Genomic DNA, 23,368 nt, shown 5'->3' on the forward strand with positions numbered 1-23,368 from the left:
CTTCTGAAATTAATTACAAGAAATATGTAATATATGATTATCATCAGAGGAATTGGAACCGGTCCTTATGTTGGTGTAGGGAAGGTTAAGAAGATAGAGTCAGATGAAGATCTCCAGCAACTTAAAGGAGGAGAGATCGTAGTTTTATCCCATGCTTCCCGGGACATGTTATCTTACCTTCACCGAGCTGGAGGAGTAGTTACAGATTATGGTGGTCTCACCAGCCATGTGGCCATTGTTCTCAGAGAGATGAAGGTCCCCTGTGTGGTAGGGACTGGTAATGGGACTCAAAAACTGGAAGAAGGAACTATTGTAACTGTGGATGGAAAAACAGGCAACATATATGAAGGTTTCATTGAAAAAGAGGAAAAACATGATTCTGCTGCGTTTTATTATCCTGCAACCAGTATCAAGGTCAACCTTAATATTCCTGAAATTGCCTTGAAGGTGGCACCATGGGCTGATGGTGTGGGATCTATTAGAATTGAAAACAGCATAATCCGCACAGGAAAACATCCCCATGTACTTTTTGAGGAGGGAAAACTCAGTAAAGTTATTGAAGACTCTGTTGAGCTCATTGCCGATGCATTTTGCCCGAAACCAGTATGGTTCCGTACATTTGACATACCTACTGATGAACTGAAACGTTTAGATGGTGGAAACATTGAACCAGACGAAGCTAATCCATTAATGGGTTTGAGGGGCATCCATAAAGATCTTCAAAATCCAGAAATCCTCAAAGCAGAGTTTGAAGCCATATCTGAGCTCATAAATAAAGGTTATGATAATTTAGGTGTTAAAATACCGCTTGTGCGGGATGTTTCTGAGTATAGTGAAGCTAAAAATATCATGCGCGAGTTAGGAATCAGACCCCACCGTGACCTACCTGTAGGAGCCTCCATTGAAACTCCATCAGCTGTTTTTACTTTAGATGATCTTATTGGTGTTGGAATGGATTTTGTGACCCTGGGAATGAGTGACATGGCCATGTGTGCTCTGGCAGTGGATCGAAGGGGCGTTAAAGTGGCCAAACATTTTGATTTAACCCATCCCTCAGTTTTACGGATGATTGAAAGGGTCATAGAAAAATGCAACCAGCAAGGAATTGAAAGCTGCATCTGTGGCCATGCCGGATCAGATCCTGCAATTGTACGCTGGCTGGTGAATTCAGGTATCAGTTCCATATCAACCAACCCCGATCAAATTCTTAAAATACGTAAAGTCGTAGATATTGCTGAGAAGACCATAATTAGCCGGGGATTTACCAGGCATGTTTGAGATTGAGAAAGATTGAAAATTGGGAAAAATTTAAAAAATGGAATTTGATTTTAAAGAAACAGAATTTGATAATCCATAGAATTAACCAATGATTGTTACTCTGTTATGAAATTTTTTCATAATTAAGAGCATCTTCAAAGTTTATAGTGCCTTTATAAAGTGCTGATCCGATAACTACTCCATATACATCTGTTTTGCTGAGGATAGATAAATCTTCCAGGGTACTCACCCCACCAGAATAAATTATGGGTATGTTCACAGCGTTTAAAAGCTCTAAAAGAGGTTCAATATTAAATCCACCTAGAAGCCCCTCATGATCTACATTGGTGAACAATATCCCACCGGCCCCATTATCTTCCATGATCTTGCCCAGTTCAGGAGCATTCTGGTCAGTTTTTTCAGTCCATCCCCTTACCACCACTTGGGAGTCCTTACTATCCAGAGCCACAATGATACGTTCACTTCCAAATTCACTGGACAAAATTTTCACGGTCTCAGGGTTCATGATGGCTAATGTTCCAAGTATAATCCTTTCAACACCCATATCAAGTAATTTAGTGGCATAGTCCAGAGAACGGATGCCTCCACCCATTTGAACAGGTATGGAAACTTCTTTAAGAATTTCCTCCACTACTGCTAAATTACCACCTTCTTCCAGTGCCCCACCCAGGTCAATTACATGTAGGATACTGGCTCCTTTACCTTGCCATTTACGAGCAACCTTCGCAGGATTATCAAGGACAATTTGTTCTGTTCCAGGCTTTCCTTGCACTAGCTGCACACATTTACCATTTTTTATATCAACTGCAGGAATAATAAACATCTCATTACCTCCAAAAGTTTTTTGGGGTCTACAAATGATTTTTTTATTAAATGATTTCGATCCTTTTTATTAAACTTTTTCTTAAATGATTTATATCATCATTCTCAATTTAAATCCTTTAACCATTCTCAATTTAAATCCTTTAACCATTCTCATTTTAAATCATTTATATTAATTATTTTTATTAAATTTGATTTTTAATCATTTATTTATCTTATTCTAAACAAAGCGACAATTGACAATAGTGAATTATAGTAAAAGCTGAAATATTAAATATTGTATACATTTGATCTATTGCATACCTATTATCGCATACCTTTAGATTTATAAGGATGATTGTTATGATAACCGTGGCATTGAAGCTGGCATACTTGGGAACAGATTTCTACGGCTTCCAAAGACAACCAGACCTACGCACAGTGGAGGGAAAACTTTTAAAAGCCCTACAAGAAGTAGGTTCCATTGACAATATTGGCCGATCCAATTATTCAATCGCCGGACGCACTGATCGTGGAGTTCATGCTCTGGGGAATGTGGTTTCTTTCCGCACAGAGAAAATGCCAATAGTTAATCAAATCAATGACATTCTTCCCCAGGATATAAGAATTTTAGGATCTGCTCAGGTACCTATGGGATTTAAAACCCGATTTGCCCATAGAAGGCATTATCGTTACGTAATGTACAGGGTAGGGGAAAGATTGGATGTTGGGAAAATGCATGAAGCAGCCCATATAATGGAAGGAACTCATAATTTCATTAATTTTTCCAAGAGAAATGAGAGAAATCCCATGCGCAAAGTGGAAAGTGTCATTGTAAAACCCCAAAATCAGGCCCTGGTGGTGGATGTGGTGGGTGAAAGTTTCCTGTGGAACATGGTTCGAAAGATGGTGGCAGTGTTATTAAGTGTAGGGGAAGGTGAATTTGAGGTTGAAGAGGTTAAAAAATTTTTGGATCCTCAATACAAGGCATTTATTACTCCACTGCCACCGGAAAGCCTTATCCTGATGGATGTCGTATACAAAGACGTGCAGTTTAAAGGGGATGAATACGCCAGATTAAGGTTTCTGCAAACGTTAAACAAAGAATGTCTAAACCACCAGAGAATTATATTGGCAACCCGGGAAATGATTAATGAATTGAATGAGGATTGAATCAATCCCCTTAATCTGGAATTGGCACATTAAATCATTTGACTTTTTCATACCACCTTAATTTCTTTTAACAGACAAGGAAAACAATAAATAGTTACTGATACAAAAAAAATATCTAGATACAAATTAAAGATATAAAGTAATAATTAGAACTGGTATCCACAAGGAGGAAATCGTCTGGTTCACCGTTACCATCATAATTTTAAAGAAAAACTATTTTTAAATTCAGATGGGCAGGAAGTATCATCTAAAATTCAGAAGGGCATAATTGTAGGCCTTGATCCTGGAATGACTGTGGGTGTAGCTATCCTGGATCTTTCCGGTGAAATATTAAATGTTAACAGTTTTAAGGAAGCTTCCCGGGCAAAGATAACCAAACATATTATCAGTTATGGTAGGACAATTTTAGTGGCCACCGATGTCCACCAGACTCCTAAGATGGTGAAAAAGATGGCAGCATCTCTTAACTCCAGGATATACTTTCCTGACCGGGACATGGCAGTAAATGCTAAAAATGAATTGGTGGATGAATACATTTATCAGCAGGATCAAAACCCTTCCCTGCACCGATCCCGGGATAATAATAATGATTTAATTCCTCAAAATGCCCATGAAAGAGATGCCCTGGCCGCGGCAATCCAGTGTTATAAAAAATATCAGAAAAAACTGGAACAAATTGAAAGAAGAACCAAAAATCTCGGCTTAACACCAGAAATAGTTGATGATATCAAAATTTCGGTAATAAATGAAATTCCCATCACCAAGGCTATCAACAGAACCCTGGACAGATTAAATCCTTCTAATGACATCGAATCACCAGCTACCTTTGAGGATAGTTCACATGGTAATGTATCTGGGGGAAGGTTGTTAAATACACAAAAATCCTCTGAAGAAGATATGTCATCTGAAACCTTAAATGATTTCGATGCAGAAATTTCTCCGGAAGCATTTTCCAGATTACGGAATAAAATGAAATCTCAGGAAAAGCAGATTATCAATTTACAGAAAAAAAACAGCATTTTAGAAAAGGATATTCGACAATATCAGAACGAAATATCTCAACTGGAAAATAAAATAGATAAGATGCAGTATCAGTACTCCCAGAACATCCTACACCAGAGGCAAATCGCTACTAAAACAGCTATTATACGGGGGATTCAGGAGAAATATCACCACGAAAAGAAATTAAAGGAAGATTTAGAGGAGCAACTAAAATCAATAAAAAGAATAAGGGTCATGGAACTTTCCAGGGAGACAACACCAGTAAAAATAATAGATTCCTTTTCAAAGGATGGGATCAGGGAAGCTGTTAATTCCAGAAACATAAAAAAAGGGGACGTGGTTTTCTTGAGAAGTTCCCAAGGAGGCGGGTCCCAGACTGCAGCTTTACTTGTTGATTCGGGTGTTAAGGCAGTTATAACTGTGGATAAAATGTCACACCATGCTAAAGATGAATTTGAAAGGAATATGGTTCCATTATTGGATGAAGAGGATGTTGATTTAAAAATGGCCGATGACTTTGCAGTTATCATTACTAATGATCTTGACCATGAAATAAATAAATGGGCAAAAAATCAACAAGAGAAAAAGAAAAAAGAGGACAGAAATAAACTTTTAAAAATAATGGATGATTATAAGGCACAAAGGAAGAGGTCATCTAATAATTTTTAACAGAACTTTTACTATTTTATTTTCAGCTATATTAATTAATGGATAATACAGTAATTGACTGGACAATATCTTCTTTTAAAGAGTAAATCTTAAAAGATTAATGGATTAATGTTAATTTAAGGAAATAAATTCCAATTTAAAACATGATAATTTATTAAATTAATTGGCTTTTATTTGATAATCTAAGAAGTTTATGGGAGTAAAATATGAAGATAGCATTTATTATAGGCACCCGGCCTGAAATTATTAAAATGTCCCCTTTAATTGACGAAGTGGATAAAAGAGGAATAAATTACATTTTAGTACATACTGGACAACATTATGATCATGAAATGTCACAACAGTTTTTCCTGGACCTGGAACTTAAAGAACCAGACTATAACATAGGTGTGGGATCAGATTCCCATGGAAAACAAACTGCCACCATGTTAAAGGGTATTGAAGATGTTTTAACCTCTGAAAAGCCAGATATTGTCCTGGTACAGGGAGACACAAATGCCGTTTTAGCAGGTGCCCTGGCAGCAGCCAAATTACACATTGCGGTTGGACATGTTGAGGCTGGGCTCCGTTCATATGATAAAACCATGCCTGAAGAGATAAACAGGATGGTGGCAGATGTATGCACCAACCTTTTTTTCGTACCTACTGAAGAAACAGCCATTAACCTATTATTTGAAGGCATATCTCCCAAAGACATTTTCATCACAGGCAATACAGTGGTGGATGCTTGTTACCGAAACCTGAAAATTGCCAGAAAAAATTCCAGTATCATGTCCAAACTGGGACTTGAAGGAGACATTCTATCCTTAACTCTCCACCGTGCTGAGAACGTTGATGATAAAGAAAGACTTGAAAACATCATTGAAGCTCTTTTAAATATTGAAAATCTTACCATTGTTTTTCCAGTCCATCCACGTACAGTTAAAACTCTAAAAGAATTTGGAATGTATTCAAAACTCAAGAAAGCACCACACATTAAAATGATTAAACCTGTGGGGTATCTGGACTTTTTAATACTTCAATCACATTCTAAAATGATGATAACTGATTCTGGAGGAATCCAGGAGGAAGCAATAACCCTCAATGTACCATGTTTAACCCTCCGATACAACACTGAAAGACCGGAAACTGTCCAGGCAGGAGGCAACATTTTAGTGGGTTCTGATACTAAAAAGATAACTAACAACGTATCCCAAATATTAAATGATCATGAGATGTATCGTAGGATGAGGGAAGCCCCCAACCCCTATGGTGATGGAAAAACATCAGAAAAGATTCTCGATGCTATACTTGATTCATATAATCAGGGTAAACTGGAAATTAAACCACCAGAAGAGATAGCAACAGATCATTCGAAAAAATTGTTAAGGGTGGATGCGGATATCACTGTGGCTGAATTTGAGAATAAAAATCCAAAATTCATGATTAATCTTGTATTTGATGATGATACTCCCACTTATCCTCACCCAAACATTTCACTGAAGGGCAAAACAATAATTGTATCATATTAATTTAATTTTAGGAGATAACTAAATGATTAAAGAAGATTCATCCATAGCAATATTTGGTCTGGGTCACATGGGATTGCCAACGGCGGTCCTACTTGCACAAAGTGGCCTTAAGGTGTGTGGGGTGGACATAAACAAGGAAAATGTCCAATTCGTTAACTCAGGTCGCTCTCCAATAATGGAACCTGGCCTTGATGAACTGGTTAAAAAAAGCGTTGAGGAAGGTCTTCTTTCTGCCACCATTGATGCTAATGATGCAGTGGCCAAGTCGCAAATAATCATGATAATCGTCCCTACCCCTGTGGATAATGACAAAAAATCAGATCTTTCTGCTGTTATATCTGCTTCTAAATCAATATCTGAATGTTTAAAAAGGGGAGATCTGGTTATAATTGAAAGTACTGTACCTCCGGGTACTTGTGAGGATTTGATAATTCCTTTACTGGAGAAAAGTGGACTGAAAGCAGGTGAAGATTTCCAAGTTGCTTATACTCCTGAAAGAGCCCTTCCAAACAACACATTATATGAAATGAGTCATAATGCACGAGTAATTGGTGGAATAGACCTTGAAAGTACTAAAATGGCTGTTTCACTTTATGGGAGAATTACCAGTGGTAAAATCATCATGGTGCAGAACTTGGTAACAGCAGAGATGGTTAAATTAATGGAAAACACCTACAGGGATACTAACATTGCATTAGCCAATGAATTGGCTTTGGTATGTGATACTTTAGGCGTAGATGCCATCGAAGCAATCAAGGCTGCCAACTATCATCCTAGGGTTAATATTCACACGCCAGGACCTGGTGTAGGGGGGCACTGCCTTTCAATAGATCCCTACTTCATCGTGGAAATTGCCCGGGAAAATGGTGTGGAAACACCTTTAATAAGAGCTTCAAGAGAGGTTAATGAAGGAATGCCTAGAGCGGTCTCCAAAATCGTGGAATCTGCTTTAGAAGATAGGGGGAAAACCATTGCCGGATCCAAAATTGGAATTTTAGGGGTGGCTTACAAAGGAAATGTGGCTGATGCCAGAGAAACACCTGCAAAACCATTGATTAAAGATTTACTCCAGAAGAAAGCAGAAGTTCTCGTTAATGATCCTTATGTTTCACCTGATACTATAACTGCATGGGGGGCTCAAGTAGTAGACTTAGAAAAAGCTCTTTCCTGTGATTGCGTGGTTTTGGTAACGGATCATGATATTTACAAAGACATAAAACCATCAATGATTGAAAAAGGTTTGCTGGTATGCACCAGGCCAGTACTTGACCCGGAAACCTTCCGGAAGGCAGGTGTGGTGTTTAAAGGAGTTGGCAGGTCTTGAATCTACTAGTTTTTGAGTATGCTACTGCACTGGGTGTTAAGGACCCATCTCTAACTGCCGAGGGGCAGGCGATGCTTAATGCCATTACAAATGATTTAGATGGTTTGGATACTAATTTCATAATATCCAAAGATTCTGTTCAGGTGGAAGGGGGAAACTGTCGCCGTGTAGAAATAGAACAGGATTTGAAAAAATGGCTTAAGAATAATATCTCCTTTTATGATCTTTGTTTACCAATAGCTCCTGAAGAAAATTTTATCTTATTTGAATTAACCAGTTTAATTGAGAAAAATGGAGTTCAGGTTGTGGGTTCTTCTTCTAATGCTGTGAACATCTGTTCAGATAAATTCTTAACTTATCAGGCTCTCAAAGAGAAAGTTCCGGTTGTTCCCACTCGTAAAGTTTTATGGGAACAGATTGATGAGTATGCCAATGGAATTTCCGATAGATATGTGGTTAAACCTGTTGATGGAGTTTCTTGCTTGGCAGTACAGGTAGTTGATTCTGCTGAATCATTTAGAGATGCTGCAATGCATGTGAAGAATGTTACCAATCTTCCTTATTTTCTCCTCCAGGATTATGTTGAGGGTGCCAGTGCCAGTGTGAGTTTGCTCACCAATGGGAAAAGAGCCATACCTTTAAGTCTAAATAAACAGTACAACACTCAAAATAATGGAAGCATAATATACGATGGTGGAAAAGTCCCCATGAATCATAGTAAAGAAAATGAAGCCAAAAAAATCGCAAAAAAAGCAGTAGAATCCATTAAAGGATTGAAGGGTTATGTGGGGGTGGATTTGATCTTAGGAGATGAGGTTTATTTGGTGGAGATTAACTCCAGAATTACCACTCCTTATGTGGCACTAAGACAGATGCTCAACTTTAATTTAGGTGAAGCCATTGTGGAATCTGTGAAGGGTCACCTTCCCGAGGAAGTGAACATAAAAGGTGAAATTGAATTTCAAAAGGAAGCAGACAATCTGCAATTAAAGGTGATAGATTGAAGGTTGCTGGTTTTGATATTGGGGGAGCAAACACCGATTTAGCTGTGGTAGAATTTGATGAATTGGGGAATATTCTTGATATAAGAACTGATTTTCGTTACCTTCCCATGTGGTTGAAAAAGGAAGAACTATCCCAAACTTTGATAGACCTATTATGTCCTGATATGGATGAAATAGTTGCAGTAGGTGTTTGTATGACAGCAGAACTTGCTGACAGCTACCAAAACAAAAGTGAGGGTGTATTGGATATTAGTGGGATGGTCATGGAATCATTTAACCTTCCAGTAGGTTTTGTGGGTCTTAATGGTGTAATAGATTACGAAGGAGTAAAAAACAGTCCTCTTGATCTGGCCGCTGCCAACTGGATTGCCACGGCACCATTAGCTGCATACATGTCACCTGATTGTGTGTTGATTGATACCGGAAGCACTACCACTGATATAATTCCCATTAAAAATGGTAAAGAATCTGCAATGGGAAGATCTGACTTGGAAAGATTGGCAACAGGTGAATTGGTATACACTGGAACTTTAAGAACTAACGTGGCCACTATTGTAGATAAAGTGCCACTGAAGGCAGAATGGGTGCGAGTGGCATCTGAACTTTTCGCACAAACTGCGGATGTGCATTTGGCACTGGGAAATATCGCCTCAGAAGATTACACATCCCAAACACCGGATGGTTGTGGCACCTCCTTGAACGATTGCCTTTTAAGATTATCAAGGGTAGTGTGCGGAGATCTGGATTTATTAAGTCATGAAGATATTCTGGAAATGGCCCAGTTTATTTACAAAAAACAAGTAGCTCAAGTTGCTGAAGCACTTAAAGAGGTTACAGATAGGGAAAATCTGGAATTAGTAGTTACTACTGGATTAGGAATGAATACCATTGGATTTAAAGCCGCTGAACTTCTGGGACTTGAGGTTAAGACCATGGACGAGATTCTAACCCGACAAGATTGTGTGGTGGCACCTGCAGTGGGAACTGCTCTTTTAATGGAAAACTATCTCAGGGAACAGTTCAATAAATAAATTAATCCCAATTAGATAAGATTATCTGGTATAAAAGACCATAAATATCCATTAGAATATTATCGGGTCAGTAATGTGTCCATAGAGCTTACCAACAAGGTCATCAAGCATGAAACTAAGTTCAATTATATTGATTGTAATACTGGTAGTAGGTGGAATTTATCTCTTTGCCAATTATAGTCAACACTCTACTTTAGGCTCTAACCAACAGGGATATGTTACTAAAGATGTTTATTCCCATTACGGAACTCCCAATGCAAAGATCGCAGTGGTGACGGGAATGCATCCAAGGGAAGACTTGGCCACTAACCTGGTACCTCATGTTGTGAAAATCTTTGCTCTTTTGAATAAAGTGGAGATAGTTGACTACCATGTGACCGTCACAGATCAACCACAGGACTTTGATGTAGGCAGAGAGAATGGTCAGGATCTGGTTGCCCAATACGTGATTCCGGATATTGAAACCACAGATTATGAGCTGGTGATTATTGCCCATGACCATGAAAGTGGTTATGGTGAAGATTATTACATAGCCACCCCCACACATGACTCCAAATCAGTTACACTGGGTGAAGCTGTATCACAGTTACTGCCCCAGTTCAATTATTATCCTGGTTCATCCACCCGACGCACGCAGAGTAGTTCCATATCCCAAGTGGATAGACCTTTGGCCAATGCAGGATATCCAGTTTTCGTTTATGAGATTCCAGAATGGAACAACCAACTGGAGGCAGCAATAAACACTTACCAATTATTCAGTGCCAGTTTTAATGTGCTTCAAGTTTCAAATTAGCAAAAAGATAGAAAACAATAGTTAAAAAAAAGAAAAGTGGTATGTGGATAATTGGGTAGACATGGTGAATGAGACTAATTGGGCAGATAATTGGGTGATGGAGAACACTATGTGAAAACCCTATTAAAAATTTGAATTTAAAAATTGAAGATTCATGGAAAAATTGAAGATATCTCAGTTAACAATTATTAACATTAGCCAATAAATCTTTAGCTTATCATCCAAATTTAACTTATCATTTAACTGTTAAAACAACTATCAGTACCATACGTTCTTCATACCCAGTAAATATGCAATTATATTGGCTCCAAGGTGCAGAAACACACTGATTATAATTATTGTAATTATTAGATTAAGGGGGATAATTACTATCAGAGATGCGAATACCAGGGCACCCACCACAAAATCGAGTTGATCCATTAGTGGCACTGGATGTCCTCTTTCTACCTTGAATCTTCTCTTCACGAAACTGCCACAGGCATCTCCTATAATTGCACCACTACTCAGTGCAAGGCCCAATAACATGCCTTGTATCATGGTGAGGGTTATGGTTCCTTGAACCATTTTAAATATTCCTGGATCTCCAATCATCAATAAGTTCTGTACAACATCACCGGTTATGATCCCTTGAAATAGACCTATTCCCGTTCCAATTAAGATGCCTATAATGGTTCCTTTCCATGTGACACCATCTCCAAGTAATCTGCGGCCGTCTTTTAGGGATCGGCCCATATCGAGGGGTGTTCCTCCTCCGAAAGTAAGGGCACTGGCATTTGCTAGGTAAGCGGGTAACATAAAGTATATAGCATAAGCGGATAAAATCAAAACACTGAAAACACTAGGGTCCATAGTTTACCTCCGATTCAAAACAGGATAATAGTTATGTACTCAACTATAAAATACTATAAAGCTGATTGATCGCTCAAGTATATATAATGATTATACTTGGATAATAACTAAATTTTCAATTATTAAAATAAGGTGAGATAATGGTCATAAAGAAAACAAAAAGCCTGTGTCCGGAATGTCTTCGCGTGGTGGATGCAGAAGTCTTTGAAGACCAGGGAAAAGTAATGATAAAAAAAACGTGCCCAGAGCACGGTGAATTCGAAAACACTTACTGGCAAAATTCAGAAGCTTACAATTATGCTGCTGATTTTGATTACAGGGGTGATGGTATTGACAACCCCAGAACCACTATAGAAAAGGAATGTCCTCTTAACTGTGGTCTGTGCCCTGAACATGAGAGTCAAACCATATTGGGCCTTATTGATGTTACTAATCGTTGTAATCTTCGTTGTCCTATCTGTTTTGCTAATGCAGCGGTGTCTAAATATTTATATGAGCCCAGTTATGAGGAAATACGTGGAATGTTACGCAATCTTCGTGCAAACCAACCAGTACCTACTCCTGCCATTCAGTACGCAGGTGGTGAACCCACTGTACGAAAGGACATTGTAGAGCTGGTGAAGTTAGCCCGTGAAGAAGGATTCAGTCACACACAAATAGCTACCAATGGAATTAAACTTGCCAAAGATCCCAAATTCGCTCAAAGACTTAAAGATGCCACTTTAAACACGATTTATCTTCAGTTTGATGGAGTTACTGAAGAACCATACATCAAAGCCCGGGGCCGTAATCTTCTACCAACTAAATTAGAAGCCATTGAAAACTGTCGTAAGGCAGATCTAGGAATTGTTCTTGTACCCACCCTGGTTAAAGGAGTCAATGATCATCAAGTTGGTGACATCATAAGATTTGCCATTGAAAATCTGGACATCATCCGTGGAGTGAACTTCCAACCAGTTTCCTTTGCAGGCAGAACAGCTTCTGATGAAGTGGAAGAGCGTAGAATAACCATACCCATATTTGAGAAATTAGTGGAAGAACAGACTGATGGTGATATCGGTCGTGATGATTTCTACCCTGCCTCTTCAGTTATACCTATAACTGATTTTGTGGAAGCTATTGAAGGAGAAGATCAGGTATCTTTTACCTGTCATCCTCACTGTGGTGCTGCTACCTATATTTTTATTGATAATGATGAGATTATCCCCATAACTGAGTTTGTAGATGTTGATCGGTTTTTCAACCTCCTTTCTAAAAGTAGTGATGATATTAAAGATGGAGGAATAGTGGGTAAGGCTAAAGTCATTAGCAGGGCCACTGTGGAACTACCCAAAACCATTGACCGCGACAAAAAACCAGATTCACTGGATATAACTGGAATATTAACCAAGGTGTTCAAAGAACGTTCATACAGTGCTTTGGGAGATTTCCACCATAAAACTCTACTGATATCCTGTATGCACTTCATGGATCCCTGGAACTTTGACTGTGACCGAGTTAAACGGTGTGTGATACATTACGCAGTCCCAGATGGACGTATAATTCCATTTTGTGCTATGAACACAATTTACCGCCAAGAAATAGAAAAGAAATTTGCAAAACCACTGAAAAAATAAAAACGGTATTTAGAATTGATAATCGAAACTCCTTCACGTCTACATTTAACTCTACTGGATCTTAATGGCTCTTTAGGCAGGATAGATGGCGGGGTGGGACTCACCCTTAAAAAACCCTGTTTAATTTTGGAGATGAAACACAAGGGCAGTGGAATTGATGTGGAATTTAATAATTTTCAGAATCTTTCTAAAGATACTTTAAATGACTACGAAGAAAAAATTAGAACTTCAGCTCATCTAATGATGGAACACCTCCAGTTAAATGGAGAGGGTTACAAGTTCATTGTTCATGAAAATTTCCCATCCCATTCTGGTTTGGGTTCTGGAACCCAACTATCCCTGGCTACGGGCGAGCTCATTTCCGATTCTACAGGTAACAAGATGGAAGTACCTCAAATAGCACACATTGTAGGTCGTGGGGGCACTTCTGGGATAGGTGTAGCATCATTTGATAAGGGAGGTTTTATAATTGATGGGGGCCACCATCATGGAGAAAAAACCACATTTTTACCATCGTCTGCTTCAGAAGCATCACCCCCTCCAATTATTGCTAGGTATGATTTTCCTGATGACTGGAAAGTTGTCCTGGTAATTCCCAATATCATGAAGAATGTTTCCGGAACAAAAGAAGTGAACATTTTCCAGAAGTACTGTCCCATACCGTTAAGGGAGGTGCAACAGCTTTCTCATCTTATTCTCATGAAAATGATGCCAGCAGTACTTGAAAAAGACCTGGATGCATTTGGAGAAACTGTTAACACAATACAAAGTGTGGGATTTAAAAAAATAGAAAACCAGCTTCAAAAACCTTTGATTGCCGAAATAATCACTATTCTTCGGGATGCCGGTGCTCCAGGTGTGGGTATGAGTTCATTTGGACCTACCATATATGCGATCACTGACAGTCCTAAGGATATAGTAAGTGCTGCGCATGACGCCCTTGATGAGGTCGGGGGTAATATTATTGAAACCACGGCCCAAAATTATGGTGCCACTAAAAGGTAGTATACATTTAAATCAATCATCTTGTGATTAAAATGACATGTAACATAAAGGGTAAGGTTTGGAAATTCAGGGATAGCATAGATACTGATGTAATTATTCCGGGACGTTATCTGAGAACTTTCAGTTTAGATGAGCTTGCCAGCCATGTAATGGAAGGAGAAGATCCTGAATTCTCAAAAAATGTCCAAAAAGGTGATATAATTGTGGCAGGCTGGAATTTCGGCTGTGGATCTTCCAGAGAACAAGCACCAGTGGCTTTGAAACATGCAGGCGTACGTGCAATCGTTGCCAAGTCATTTGCACGTATTTTCTATCGTAACGCTATCAATATAGGTCTGCCGTTGATAGTGGCAGATATAGATGCTGAAAAAGGGGATGAAGTAATGATTAACCTGGAGGAAGGTGTCATTAAAAATATCAACACTGGTAAAACTGTTACCATACAACCATTTCATAGTTTCATGCTGGAAATACTCCAGGATGGGGGTCTGGTTAAACATTATTTAAATGAAAAAGAGCAAAAAAGTTAGTCTTAAAGAGTCGGGGGCAATTGTAATTAACTTTAAGGCCAGGACAATACAAAGTATAATTTAACAGTTTTTATAAAATTTATGTTATAATAACAATATTTATCAAAATTTTAGAATTTTTAAAATATTTTCTTATTTTTGATTTGTGTGAGGAAAAAAACAATGAAGTGCCCAATTTGTAAATCTGAATCTCATGAAATACTAAAGACTAAGGGTAAAAATACTAAAGAAGTCCTTTTAAGGTGTAATGAATGCGGAAACACCTTCAGGGAAACTGTTAACATCCCTAAGATGACAGAATGTAGAATCATCATCAGTAAATTTTCTGAATCGGAAAAAAACCAGGTCAAAATCTACCCTGATGAAATTCTTCAGGTCGGAGAAGTTCTGGTGGTAGATGGAGAGGAAGTGCAGATAACCTCACTGGAAAACAAAAGGGGAGGCAGAGTTTCAAAAAGCCCGGTTTCGGAACTGGAAACCATCTGGGCAACATCACTGGCAGGACCCACAAGGGTAGGAGTATCTGTAGATTATGGGGGTAGAATTCTCTCTAAGAAGGTTGAAGTTGAAAGGGATTTCTTATTCACAGTAGGTGATGTAGTGAAAATGGGAAGCGCAGTATTTCGTATAAAATCCATGAAAACTGTAACCTCCAAGATCAGAAGGGGAAGTGCCATTGCAGAACAAACCAAAAGGGTTTATGGAAGACCTGCAGATCGTAATGATAAATTCCAATATGATCTATCCTCTAAAATTGTTGAAAATGAAATATAACCATTAACATCAAATTATCATCCCTTAAAACATCAAATTATCATCCCTTAAAACATCAAATTATTATCCCTTAAATAAACTATATCTCTATTCAGGATATGTGGTTTGATGAATGACAAAAGAGAAGATCTGGTGGAAAAACTCACAAGCCATGGTTACATTAAAACTGAAAAAGTAAAAAAAGCCATGGGTAGTGTTCCCAGAGAAAAGTTTATGCCTCCTGAAACCAGACCATATGCCTACTTGGATAGGCCTTTACCTATTGGAGAGGGACAGACCATATCTGCTCCCCATATGGTGGCCATAATAGCTGAAAAATTAGATCTGTGTGAAGGGATGAATATCCTTGAAATTGGAACCGGATTTGGATACAACGCTGCTGTGGTGTCTGAAATTATTGGTAGTAATGGTCATGTTTATACAGTGGAAAGAATACCTTCCCTGGCAGAGAAGGCAAGAAAAAACCTTGAAAACACAGGTTTTGGTGATCAGGTAACTGTAATAATAGGGGATGGAACTTTAGGATATCCAGACAAAGCACCTTACGATAGAATCTATGGGACTGCCAGCGCACCACAAATTCCAGAACCACTTAAAAAACAGTTAAAAATTGGTGGAAAATTGATTATACCCATGGGTTCTCATAACTATTACCAGGAACTGGTGTCTGTGTTGCGAATTTCCGAGGACGATTTCAAGTTCCAGGACCTGGGAGGAGTTGCATTTGTCCCAATGATTGGAAAACATGGTTGGCCCAAGGATTAACACCTATTGAAATTATAAATTCAACTTTAAATAAATTAAACTATTATACTTAATTAATCAACCCAGAAATTTTAATAAATCTAATAAAAACATCAAAAAGACTGATTATATCTAATAAAATTTTATGAGATCAGTGTAAAAATATTGAAACTTGTTAAATCATGATCAAAAATGAAATTATATATTGAAACTTTTGGTTGCACCTTCAATCAGGCAGATTCCCAGATAATGGCGGGTTTACTGGAAGAAAACGGGGTTAAAATCGTCAAATCAATTGAAAATGCGGATATTGTTCTTTTGAATACTTGTTACGTTAAACTACCCACGGAACAGAAGATTATTAACCATATTCAGAGATTACAGGATCAATTCCCTCATAAAAAGTTTTTAGTTGCCGGGTGCATGGTGGATATTGACCCAGTGAAGTTGGAAAAATTAGCACCAGAGGCAGGGTGGATTGGGGCTCGAAGGATAAAATCCGTTCTGGAAGTAGCAAATTCAATTGCGAATGGAGATATTAGAAGGGAAACTGGCCAGGATAATCAGATAAAGACATGTCTTCCTCGTAAACGTTTCAATCCATTAATACACATCCTTCAGATTTGTGAGGGATGTTTGGGCAAATGCAGTTATTGTTGCACTAGATTTGCAAGGGGATCACTTCAAAGTTACCCAGTATCTCTATTAAAGAGGGAAACCGAACAAGCTGTTGCTGATGGTTGTGTGGAGATACAGTTAACTGCTCAAGATACTGCTGCCTATGGAAAAGACACAGGAGAAAAACTTTCCAACCTTATAAATGAGATAACCAGCATACCTGGTGATTTCAAGGTGAGGGTTGGAATGATGCACCCTAAAAACATCATTGATGACCTTAAATCGGTTATTGACTCCTTTAAAAATGACAAAGTCTATAATTTCCTCCATCTACCTCTACAAAGTGGAAATAACCAGGTTCTATTTGATATGAATCGTGGACATTCAGTTTTTGAATACCTGAAGATAGTGGATAAATTTAAATCAGAAATACCTCAACTTTCCCTGGCAACTGATGTCATTGTAGGATACCCTACTGAGGATGAAACTGCTTTCCAGGACACTCTCGATATTATAAAATGGATACGTCCTGATTTTCTTCACATCTCTAAATATCATCATCGTCCTGGCACTCTATCCTCATCAATGGATGAAATCGACCATCAAACTATGAAAAATCGTTCTCGACGTTTAAATGATCTTAAAACTCAGATAGCTTCTTCAAACAACAGAGAACTATTGGGAACAACTCAAAAGATATTGATAACTGATAAAGGAAGTAAGGGGGGGTATATTGGCCGCACAAGTTCATATAAAACAGTTGTTGTGGATGAAGCTACTTTGGGGAAGTTTTATAGTGTAAAGATTACACACTCACTCAGCACTTATCTTAAGGGGAAGATCCTATAGTCCCATATTTCTTTTTTTTTAAGTTAATTTGTAAAGGGTATTCTTAGATAAATGATATTTTTAAATTGAACATTTATTCTCAACATACAACATTATTATCATCGGTAGTAATTTTTTTACATATTTATGATTATCATAATCACCATGCGTTAATGCTCATTTATAGTTGATTTTGGGAGTAAATTAAACTTTTGTCCGCTGATTCTTTTTATTTATAAAAAAAGCTCTTTTAAATCCTATAGTAAATCATATATAGCTTAATAAAAAGAGAAAGAATTGATATGATGAAATATTTAGTATGTGAAAATTGTGGTGGTTACTACCTTCTGATGGATGGAGAATCCCCCAATGATTATGAGTCCTGTGAATGTGGTGGTAAACTTCACATTTTAGAATACGATGAAGAAAATCAACTTCAATCTCCAAGAATTCTTTGTGAATCCTGTGGAAATCCAAATGACATCCACACACCATTCTGTAGTAGATGTGGTCAAATATTAAAACCTGCTAGAGAAATTGTGGTCAAAAATGAAGAATCCTTGTTAAAACCAAAAGTATTTGCCGGTTTAACATTTGTAGTAGTTTCTATAATGGTGTTAGGTCTTCTGTTATGAGGCGGATAAGTCAGCAAAAAATTGTTCCTAGGGATGAAGACAAGTTTTTATCAATCATTAAGTATGTTTTTTCAATCATTAGTAATAACATAGAACTTCAACTATTCTTAAATCAATGTTAATAATGCAGTTTATGCTCACTTTTTTTGATATTCTTTTTTTTAATATTTTTGAATTGAATTAATTAAAAACAAAATCTTCATAGGTTTTATTTGTTAACTGGTATATTTACAATGGATATCTATAAAACAGTAAAATAAATAATGCCGTGGGCCGGACTTGAACCAGCGACATCCAGATCTTCAGTCTGGCGTTCTCCCAACTGAACTACCACGGCTAATGGGCCCGACGAGATTCGAACTCGTGATCACCTCCGTGTCAGGGAGGTATCATACCCCTAGACCACGGGCCCGCATTCACTGATTATAGTTCTGTTACTATATAAACCTTTTCTCTTGAGGGTGAAGGTAATAAAGAATCTGAAAAACCTATTTCAATATTTCAGTAAAATGTATATGCTTTACTTACTATATATAAAGCCGCTAAAACGTAGGGGTGATACTAAATGGATATCAATGATCCCATAAAAACTACCGTAGAAGAGATTCGTAAAGTCTTAAATATTGAAAATGTGATTGGGGAAGTAATAGAAAGTGAAGATAAAGTGATGATACCTGTTACCCGGATGGGAATGGCCTTCGGAGCAGGTATGGGTGAAGGAAGAAATCCCGATGCCCAAGGTGGGGCTGGTGCTGCTGCAGGTGGAGGCGCCGGAATAGAACCTGTGGCTGTTGTGGTGGTCTTCAAAGGCATGACAGGGCCTGAAGGTGTTAAAGTAATGTCCTTAAAATCAGCCGACCCACTATCCCGAGCTATAGGGGAAGCAGGCTCCGCCATAGTTGATGTCATGTCCGAAGCAGGAAAAATGGGAATGGGAAAAAAAGACAAAGGTAAAAAAAAGGGTGAAAAAACAGAGAAAGAAGCCAAAGAATAAATTTTTAATAAATAAATAACCTACGAGCGGGTTAAATTTGATATATACTATAATAGGCATCATAATACTTATTTTGGTGCTTATTTTATTGTCTTTTCTTTTAATTCCTTTAAAGTTATCTTTAAATCTTAAAAAGCATGGTTCTCAGATTAAAGGCAAGTTCAGCCTGATATGGTTGGGCATTAGAGTTTTTTCCAGGGAAATACCAGAAGAAAAAGATGAAGATGAAAAAAAGAAAAAAGAAAAAGAAGAAAAGGATAAAAAAGAAAAGTTTGATGTTGATGGTATTTTAAAGATCCTTAACTTGTTTTTAGATGCATGGCCACATATTCACAGATTATTGGTTACTATTTATCATTCGTTCTCATTGGAAAAGTTCTCCTTGGACTTAGTAATGGGTCTGGAAAGTCCTGCAGACACTGCCTTGTTCACAGGTTATATTTGGGCTTTTACCAATCCTCTCACTGCTTTGACTCCTATTCATGTGTTAGTGACACCGGAATTTAACCGAAGAGTCTTAGATGGTAATCTCCAGATTGATGTAAAGTTGAAACTATTCAGGATAGTTGTGGGGGCAATCAGGGCTTACACAAAAAAACCAGTAAGAGAGCTCATAAAGGAAATTCGCAGTTAATTTGGTATAAAAAAAATGATAGATGAAGAAATCAAGGTTGGAAAACCTAAAAAAATTGACGGAAGAATTTTCTATCCTATATTAAAGATTTTTCACTGGAAACACCAACAGAGTGAGTTTTACTCAGTTTCTCCTGTAGCTCTGGTTGTGGTTGAAGGAGATTTGAAGTACATGTTCCATTTAGATGAGGTTGAAAACCCTGAAGAGTTCATGAACATGATATGAAGCTAAAGATGATAAAATTTGATCTATAATTGTAAAACTATGCTTCTATAAACTAAAATCTACTTTTTAGGTTTTCCTGTAAACTTTACTTTTAAGATAATGTTATATGATTATTTTAACAATGAATGAATATATATTAATTTGATAAGGGTTTGGAGGATTTCTGTTGAACTTGGATTTGGGTAGACAAGGAACTAAATACGAAACAATTATTATTCTCACTTTAGTTGCCGTAGCATGCATTTTAACCTATTATTTCCATTTTGTTTTAAAAATTGGAATAATATTCACCCATTTCTATTACATTCCCATTATTCTTTCTGCTATATGGTGGAAACGAAATGGTTTATGGGTCCCTTTTTTCCTGGCAGGAGTTCTGTTCTTCACAGACTTCATAAACCCTTTAAAAGCAGACCCCTGGGCCGATGATTTTTTCCGAGCCATTATTTTCATTTCAGTCAGTGTAATAACCGTTATTTTAAGTGAAAAGATTGAAAAATCCCAGATCAAACTTGCTGAAAGTGAGAAAAAATTCCGTTCTGTGATTGAATCTGCTGCAGAGGCCATAATCACAATTGATGTTGATAGAAACGTTGTATTCTGGAATAAAAAAGCTCAAAATATGTTTGGATATGATGAAGAAGAGATTATTGGTCAATCCATCACAAAAATCATGCCCAACCGGTTCAAAGATGATTTCAATGAGGGAATGAAAATTTTTGTGAGTTCTGAACGAGTCAAGTTTACCATGAGTAACCCCAATATTCGAGCTCTCAGAAGAGATGGTCAGGAGTTCCCCTTTGAATTTACAGGATCCATGTGGGAAGCAGAAGGCCAACACTATTACACGGCCATAATAAAAGATATCACGGATAAACTTAAGGCTGATGAAACTCGTTCCACCTTAGCTGCCCTTGTGGAAAACTCCAATGATGCCATAATTGGTAAGGATTTGAATGGAATTGTATTCAGTTGGAATCAAGGTGCAGAGGAAATATACGGTTACACTGCGGAGGAAATGATAGGAAAAGCAGTTTCTATATTATTACCTCCAGGATCAAATGAATTAGAACAAATAGAGGATAACATTTCTCGTGGAGAAACAATTCATCATTACCATACTCACCGCATTACAAAAAGTGGTGAGAAAATTGATATTTCCCTTACCAGTTCACCAATTAAAGATTCTTATGGGAATATAATGGGGGTTTCGTCCATTGCCAGGGATATAACCCAGGAAAAACGGGCTGAAAGAGCTCTTGAGGAAAGTGAAGCACAATTAACTATGGTTACCACGAACATGGCGGATATTATATGTCAAACCAATGAGGAAGGTGTTTACATCTACATAAGCCCCTCTGTAGAATCAGTACTGGGTTATAAACCTGATGAATTGATTGGAAAATCTATGTTCGACTTCATACACTCTGAAGATGTTAATATTCTTACATCCTGCATACAGGATGCTGCAGGTAGCTGCATATCCCAGTCAGTCAGATATCGTTTCAAAAAGGCCGATGGTAGTTATATTTGGATTGGGACAACTGAAACCCCTCTTTTTAATGATGAAGGTGATGTTAATGGTTTTGTTTGTAATAGTAGGGATATCACCCAACAAAAAGAGATGGAAGATGCCCTTCGTGAGAGTGAAGAGAAATACCGATCACTTATTGAATCTGCTAATGATCCCATTGCTTTGTTTGATGAAAATGGAATTATTTTACTCTCAAATAAGGCAGGTGCAAATAGTTTAAACATGGAACCAGCTGATTTATTGGGCAGTTCTCTGTGGGAACTTTTCCCAGATGCTGCAAAAAAGCAAATAGAATTAATCAAACATGTATTTCGCACAGGAAAAGGTGTAGAAATTGAAATGCCCGTAGAATACTTTGGAAGGGAGAGATGGTACAGTGCAAGCGTCCAACCCCTTTATGGTAATGATAACAAAGTTCATCGAGTGCAGGTAATTTCAAGGGATATTACTGACATTAAAAATACCCAAATGAAACTTGAACATGCTTTAAAAGATAAGGACATGCTGATGAAAGAGATCTACCATAGGGTGAAAAACAATCTAATGGTGATTTCCAGTCTTTTGAATCTTCAATCACGCTATATCCAGGATGAAGAAGCCAAAGGAATCTTCAAAGAAAGCCAAAATCGAGCTCATTCCATGGCCCTCATACACGAACGACTTTACCGTTCCACAGACCTGAAACAGATGGATTTCGGTGACTACATCCGCAGTTTGGCCTTGGATCTCTTCCGAACATATGTTAAAGACCCATCACGTATTCAACTTAAAATGGAAGTAGAAGACATAATGTTAGATATTGACACCGCTATACCCTTGGGGCTAATTGTAAATGAACTTTTATCTAACTCCATGAAACATGCCTTCCCTGATAATACTAGTGGGGAAATTAAGGTTAAATTCAATAAAGATGGAGAAAACTGTATTTTAGAAGTCAGTGATACAGGAATAGGATTCCCTCAAGACCTTCAACTGGATAAAACAGAATCATTAGGATTGCAATTAGTTAACAACCTAACACAACAAATTAGTGGGGAACTGGAACTTGAAAGGAGTCCGGGAACTACTTTCCACATCGTTTTCAAAGAAAAAAAAATAGTTAACTAATTGGAATTGATTATGGAAAATCAATAATAGGTTTTATTAATCAATTTTCATGAAATCCTTTTTCAATGCTCCACAGATGGGGCACACATCAGGAACTTCATTTTCTACAGTGTTTCCGCAGTGGTCGCAGACATAATAATCTACTTTTTCATTTTTCCCTAAAGATTTTAAGGCTTTCTGGTATAATTCAGCGTGAATTTCTTCAACCTGGTTGGCCACATCAAAAGTCCACACCGCATTTTTGTTACCTTCACTTTTAGCTTCTTTTATGAATTCCGGATACATCTCTTCAAATTCTTCATTCTCTCCGGAAATTGCAGCCTTTAAATTCTCAGCAGTGCTATTTATTCCATCCATCACCATTAAATGGTTATGTGCATGAACTGTTTCAGCTTCTGCAGCTGCACGGAAGAGTTTGGCAACTTGAAGATATCCTTCTTCATCTGCTTTCTTAGCAAAAGCTAAATATTTACGGTTAGCCTGAGATTCGCCAGCAAATGCCTCTTTTAAATTATCCATGGTGCTCATAGTTTTTACCTCCATAAAAAGTGTATCTTTGGATATATTTCAACTTTATTATGATGTTAGTATATTGAAGATTCATGTATTAACTGTAAATTTTTACCATCAAAAAATCAGTCCTAACATTAAAGTAGTTGGTTGTATAGGGGATTGTGAGAATCATCATA

The 23,368-nt window shown here is 37.6% G+C and carries 22 protein-coding genes and 2 tRNA genes; 19 read left to right on the forward strand and 5 right to left on the reverse strand.

Annotated features, from left to right (window positions below):
- Window positions 1–33: 33 nt before the first annotated feature.
- Entirely contained in the window at window positions 34–1,278 is a 1,245-nt protein-coding gene (locus tag J2743_RS02270; RefSeq protein ID WP_209624941.1) for a putative PEP-binding protein, read from the forward strand.
- 103 nt (window positions 1,279–1,381) lie between these two features.
- Here J2743_RS02270 and hisA read toward each other — a convergent pair whose 3' ends face one another.
- A complete protein-coding gene (hisA, locus tag J2743_RS02275) occupies window positions 1,382–2,101 on the reverse strand; it encodes a 1-(5-phosphoribosyl)-5-[(5-phosphoribosylamino)methylideneamino]imidazole-4-carboxamide isomerase (RefSeq protein WP_209624942.1) in 720 nt (239 codons plus the stop codon).
- Window positions 2,102–2,442: 341 nt separating this feature from the next.
- Here hisA and truA point away from each other — a divergent pair, with 341 nt between their 5' ends.
- The 7 genes from truA to J2743_RS02310 all read left to right on the forward strand — a co-directional run bounded on the left by truA (window position 2,443) and on the right by J2743_RS02310 (window position 10,586).
- Window positions 2,443–3,252 (forward strand): tRNA pseudouridine(38-40) synthase TruA, encoded by an 810-nt coding sequence (gene truA / locus J2743_RS02280; protein ID WP_209624943.1) that lies wholly within the window; start codon window positions 2,443–2,445, stop codon window positions 3,250–3,252.
- 288 nt (window positions 3,253–3,540) lie between these two features.
- Window positions 3,541–4,923 carry a DUF460 domain-containing protein gene (locus tag J2743_RS02285; protein ID WP_245247956.1) on the forward strand — a complete coding sequence of 461 codons (1,383 nt, stop codon included), beginning with the start codon at window positions 3,541–3,543 and terminating at the stop codon, window positions 4,921–4,923.
- A 206-nt stretch (window positions 4,924–5,129) separates the two neighbouring features.
- Window positions 5,130–6,434, forward strand: coding sequence for a non-hydrolyzing UDP-N-acetylglucosamine 2-epimerase (gene wecB, locus J2743_RS02290; RefSeq protein ID WP_209624944.1), 1,305 nt, complete (start codon window positions 5,130–5,132; stop codon window positions 6,432–6,434).
- A gap of 22 nt (window positions 6,435–6,456) precedes the next feature.
- Window positions 6,457–7,758, forward strand: a complete 1,302-nt coding sequence (locus J2743_RS02295; protein WP_209624945.1) for a nucleotide sugar dehydrogenase — start codon at window positions 6,457–6,459, stop codon at window positions 7,756–7,758.
- Window positions 7,755–8,762 (forward strand): ATP-grasp domain-containing protein, encoded by a 1,008-nt coding sequence (locus J2743_RS02300; RefSeq protein ID WP_209624946.1) that lies wholly within the window; start codon window positions 7,755–7,757, stop codon window positions 8,760–8,762. The genes J2743_RS02295 and J2743_RS02300 overlap by 4 nt, the downstream gene beginning before the upstream one ends.
- The gene (locus J2743_RS02305) at window positions 8,759–9,793 is read left to right on the forward strand and encodes a hydantoinase/oxoprolinase family protein (RefSeq protein ID WP_209624947.1); all 1,035 of its coding nucleotides are present in this window, start codon (window positions 8,759–8,761) and stop codon (window positions 9,791–9,793) included. Before J2743_RS02300 ends, J2743_RS02305 begins: the two co-directional genes overlap by 4 nt.
- A gap of 109 nt (window positions 9,794–9,902) precedes the next feature.
- Window positions 9,903–10,586: a hypothetical protein gene (locus J2743_RS02310; protein WP_209624948.1), complete on the forward strand. Its 684-nt coding sequence runs from the start codon at window positions 9,903–9,905 to the stop codon at window positions 10,584–10,586.
- Window positions 10,587–10,844: 258 nt separating this feature from the next.
- Here the strand turns inward: J2743_RS02310 and J2743_RS02315 are convergent, their stop codons facing one another.
- Window positions 10,845–11,435 carry a CDP-2,3-bis-(O-geranylgeranyl)-sn-glycerol synthase gene (locus J2743_RS02315; RefSeq protein WP_209624949.1) on the reverse strand — a complete coding sequence of 197 codons (591 nt, stop codon included), beginning with the start codon at window positions 11,433–11,435 and terminating at the stop codon, window positions 10,845–10,847.
- A 140-nt stretch (window positions 11,436–11,575) separates the two neighbouring features.
- On the opposite strand from J2743_RS02315, the gene tes reads away from it, so the two are divergent.
- The 7 genes from tes (at window position 11,576) to J2743_RS02350 (ending at window position 18,185) form a co-directional block, all read left to right on the forward strand.
- Window positions 11,576–13,051 (forward strand): tetraether lipid synthase Tes, encoded by a 1,476-nt coding sequence (gene tes / locus J2743_RS02320; protein WP_209624950.1) that lies wholly within the window; start codon window positions 11,576–11,578, stop codon window positions 13,049–13,051.
- A gap of 15 nt (window positions 13,052–13,066) precedes the next feature.
- Entirely contained in the window at window positions 13,067–14,056 is a 990-nt protein-coding gene (locus J2743_RS02325; RefSeq protein WP_209624951.1) for a beta-ribofuranosylaminobenzene 5'-phosphate synthase, read from the forward strand.
- Between the two features lie 32 nt (window positions 14,057–14,088).
- On the forward strand, window positions 14,089–14,586 hold the full coding sequence (gene hacB, locus J2743_RS02330; RefSeq protein WP_209624952.1) for a homoaconitase small subunit: 498 nt from the start codon (window positions 14,089–14,091) through the stop codon (window positions 14,584–14,586).
- 162 nt (window positions 14,587–14,748) lie between these two features.
- Window positions 14,749–15,360 (forward strand): HVO_0476 family zinc finger protein, encoded by a 612-nt coding sequence (locus J2743_RS02335; protein ID WP_209624953.1) that lies wholly within the window; start codon window positions 14,749–14,751, stop codon window positions 15,358–15,360.
- A 108-nt stretch (window positions 15,361–15,468) separates the two neighbouring features.
- Window positions 15,469–16,125 (forward strand): protein-L-isoaspartate O-methyltransferase, encoded by a 657-nt coding sequence (locus J2743_RS02340; protein ID WP_209624954.1) that lies wholly within the window; start codon window positions 15,469–15,471, stop codon window positions 16,123–16,125.
- 171 nt (window positions 16,126–16,296) lie between these two features.
- Window positions 16,297–17,571, forward strand: a complete 1,275-nt coding sequence (locus J2743_RS02345) for a tRNA (N(6)-L-threonylcarbamoyladenosine(37)-C(2))-methylthiotransferase (RefSeq protein WP_209624955.1) — start codon at window positions 16,297–16,299, stop codon at window positions 17,569–17,571.
- A 329-nt stretch (window positions 17,572–17,900) separates the two neighbouring features.
- Window positions 17,901–18,185 carry a hypothetical protein gene (locus tag J2743_RS02350; RefSeq protein WP_245247958.1) on the forward strand — a complete coding sequence of 95 codons (285 nt, stop codon included), beginning with the start codon at window positions 17,901–17,903 and terminating at the stop codon, window positions 18,183–18,185.
- 264 nt (window positions 18,186–18,449) lie between these two features.
- On the opposite strand, the gene J2743_RS02355 is transcribed toward J2743_RS02350, so the two are convergent.
- Together J2743_RS02355 and J2743_RS02360 are read right to left on the reverse strand one after the other, a co-directional pair.
- Window positions 18,450–18,522: transfer RNA gene (locus J2743_RS02355), tRNA-Phe, on the reverse strand.
- A 3-nt stretch (window positions 18,523–18,525) separates the two neighbouring features.
- Window positions 18,526–18,597, reverse strand: a tRNA-Val gene (locus J2743_RS02360).
- A 153-nt stretch (window positions 18,598–18,750) separates the two neighbouring features.
- On the opposite strand from J2743_RS02360, the gene J2743_RS02365 reads away from it, so the two are divergent.
- The 4 genes from J2743_RS02365 to J2743_RS02380 all read left to right on the forward strand — a co-directional run bounded on the left by J2743_RS02365 (window position 18,751) and on the right by J2743_RS02380 (window position 22,679).
- Window positions 18,751–19,179: a GerW family sporulation protein gene (locus J2743_RS02365; RefSeq protein ID WP_209624957.1), complete on the forward strand. Its 429-nt coding sequence runs from the start codon at window positions 18,751–18,753 to the stop codon at window positions 19,177–19,179.
- A gap of 88 nt (window positions 19,180–19,267) precedes the next feature.
- Complete coding sequence (locus J2743_RS02370) at window positions 19,268–19,813, forward strand: DUF2953 domain-containing protein (protein ID WP_245247960.1); 546 nt, start codon at window positions 19,268–19,270, stop codon at window positions 19,811–19,813.
- A 15-nt stretch (window positions 19,814–19,828) separates the two neighbouring features.
- Window positions 19,829–20,038, forward strand: a complete 210-nt coding sequence (locus J2743_RS02375; protein ID WP_209624959.1) for a hypothetical protein — start codon at window positions 19,829–19,831, stop codon at window positions 20,036–20,038.
- A 166-nt stretch (window positions 20,039–20,204) separates the two neighbouring features.
- Window positions 20,205–22,679 carry a PAS domain S-box protein gene (locus J2743_RS02380; RefSeq protein WP_209624960.1) on the forward strand — a complete coding sequence of 825 codons (2,475 nt, stop codon included), beginning with the start codon at window positions 20,205–20,207 and terminating at the stop codon, window positions 22,677–22,679.
- Window positions 22,680–22,715: 36 nt separating this feature from the next.
- Here the strand turns inward: J2743_RS02380 and J2743_RS02385 are convergent, their stop codons facing one another.
- Complete coding sequence (locus tag J2743_RS02385) at window positions 22,716–23,207, reverse strand: rubrerythrin family protein (RefSeq protein WP_209624961.1); 492 nt, start codon at window positions 23,205–23,207, stop codon at window positions 22,716–22,718.
- Window positions 23,208–23,368: the final 161 nt, after the last annotated feature.

The sequence above is a fragment of the Methanobacterium petrolearium genome (assembly GCF_017873625.1).
GTDB lineage: Archaea > Methanobacteriota > Methanobacteria > Methanobacteriales > Methanobacteriaceae > Methanobacterium > Methanobacterium petrolearium.

Bases quoted from the DNA above. Each gene is read 5' to 3' on its own strand.
- J2743_RS02270 (WP_209624941.1), top strand. From the start codon at position 34: ATGATTATCATCAGAGGAATTGGAACCGGTCCTTATGTTGGTGTAGGG.
- hisA (WP_209624942.1), bottom strand. From the start codon at position 2,101: ATGTTTATTATTCCTGCAGTTGATATAAAAAATGGTAAATGTGTGCAG.
- truA (WP_209624943.1), top strand. From the start codon at position 2,443: ATGATAACCGTGGCATTGAAGCTGGCATACTTGGGAACAGATTTCTAC.
- J2743_RS02285 (WP_245247956.1), top strand. From the start codon at position 3,541: ATGACTGTGGGTGTAGCTATCCTGGATCTTTCCGGTGAAATATTAAAT.
- wecB (WP_209624944.1), top strand. From the start codon at position 5,130: ATGAAGATAGCATTTATTATAGGCACCCGGCCTGAAATTATTAAAATG.
- J2743_RS02295 (WP_209624945.1), top strand. From the start codon at position 6,457: ATGATTAAAGAAGATTCATCCATAGCAATATTTGGTCTGGGTCACATG.
- J2743_RS02310 (WP_209624948.1), top strand. From the start codon at position 9,903: ATGAAACTAAGTTCAATTATATTGATTGTAATACTGGTAGTAGGTGGA.
- J2743_RS02315 (WP_209624949.1), bottom strand. From the start codon at position 11,435: ATGGACCCTAGTGTTTTCAGTGTTTTGATTTTATCCGCTTATGCTATA.
- tes (WP_209624950.1), top strand. From the start codon at position 11,576: ATGGTCATAAAGAAAACAAAAAGCCTGTGTCCGGAATGTCTTCGCGTG.
- hacB (WP_209624952.1), top strand. From the start codon at position 14,089: ATGACATGTAACATAAAGGGTAAGGTTTGGAAATTCAGGGATAGCATA.
- J2743_RS02335 (WP_209624953.1), top strand. From the start codon at position 14,749: ATGAAGTGCCCAATTTGTAAATCTGAATCTCATGAAATACTAAAGACT.
- J2743_RS02340 (WP_209624954.1), top strand. From the start codon at position 15,469: ATGAATGACAAAAGAGAAGATCTGGTGGAAAAACTCACAAGCCATGGT.
- J2743_RS02345 (WP_209624955.1), top strand. From the start codon at position 16,297: ATGAAATTATATATTGAAACTTTTGGTTGCACCTTCAATCAGGCAGAT.
- J2743_RS02350 (WP_245247958.1), top strand. From the start codon at position 17,901: ATGGATGGAGAATCCCCCAATGATTATGAGTCCTGTGAATGTGGTGGT.
- J2743_RS02365 (WP_209624957.1), top strand. From the start codon at position 18,751: ATGGATATCAATGATCCCATAAAAACTACCGTAGAAGAGATTCGTAAA.
- J2743_RS02375 (WP_209624959.1), top strand. From the start codon at position 19,829: ATGATAGATGAAGAAATCAAGGTTGGAAAACCTAAAAAAATTGACGGA.
- J2743_RS02385 (WP_209624961.1), bottom strand. From the start codon at position 23,207: ATGAGCACCATGGATAATTTAAAAGAGGCATTTGCTGGCGAATCTCAG.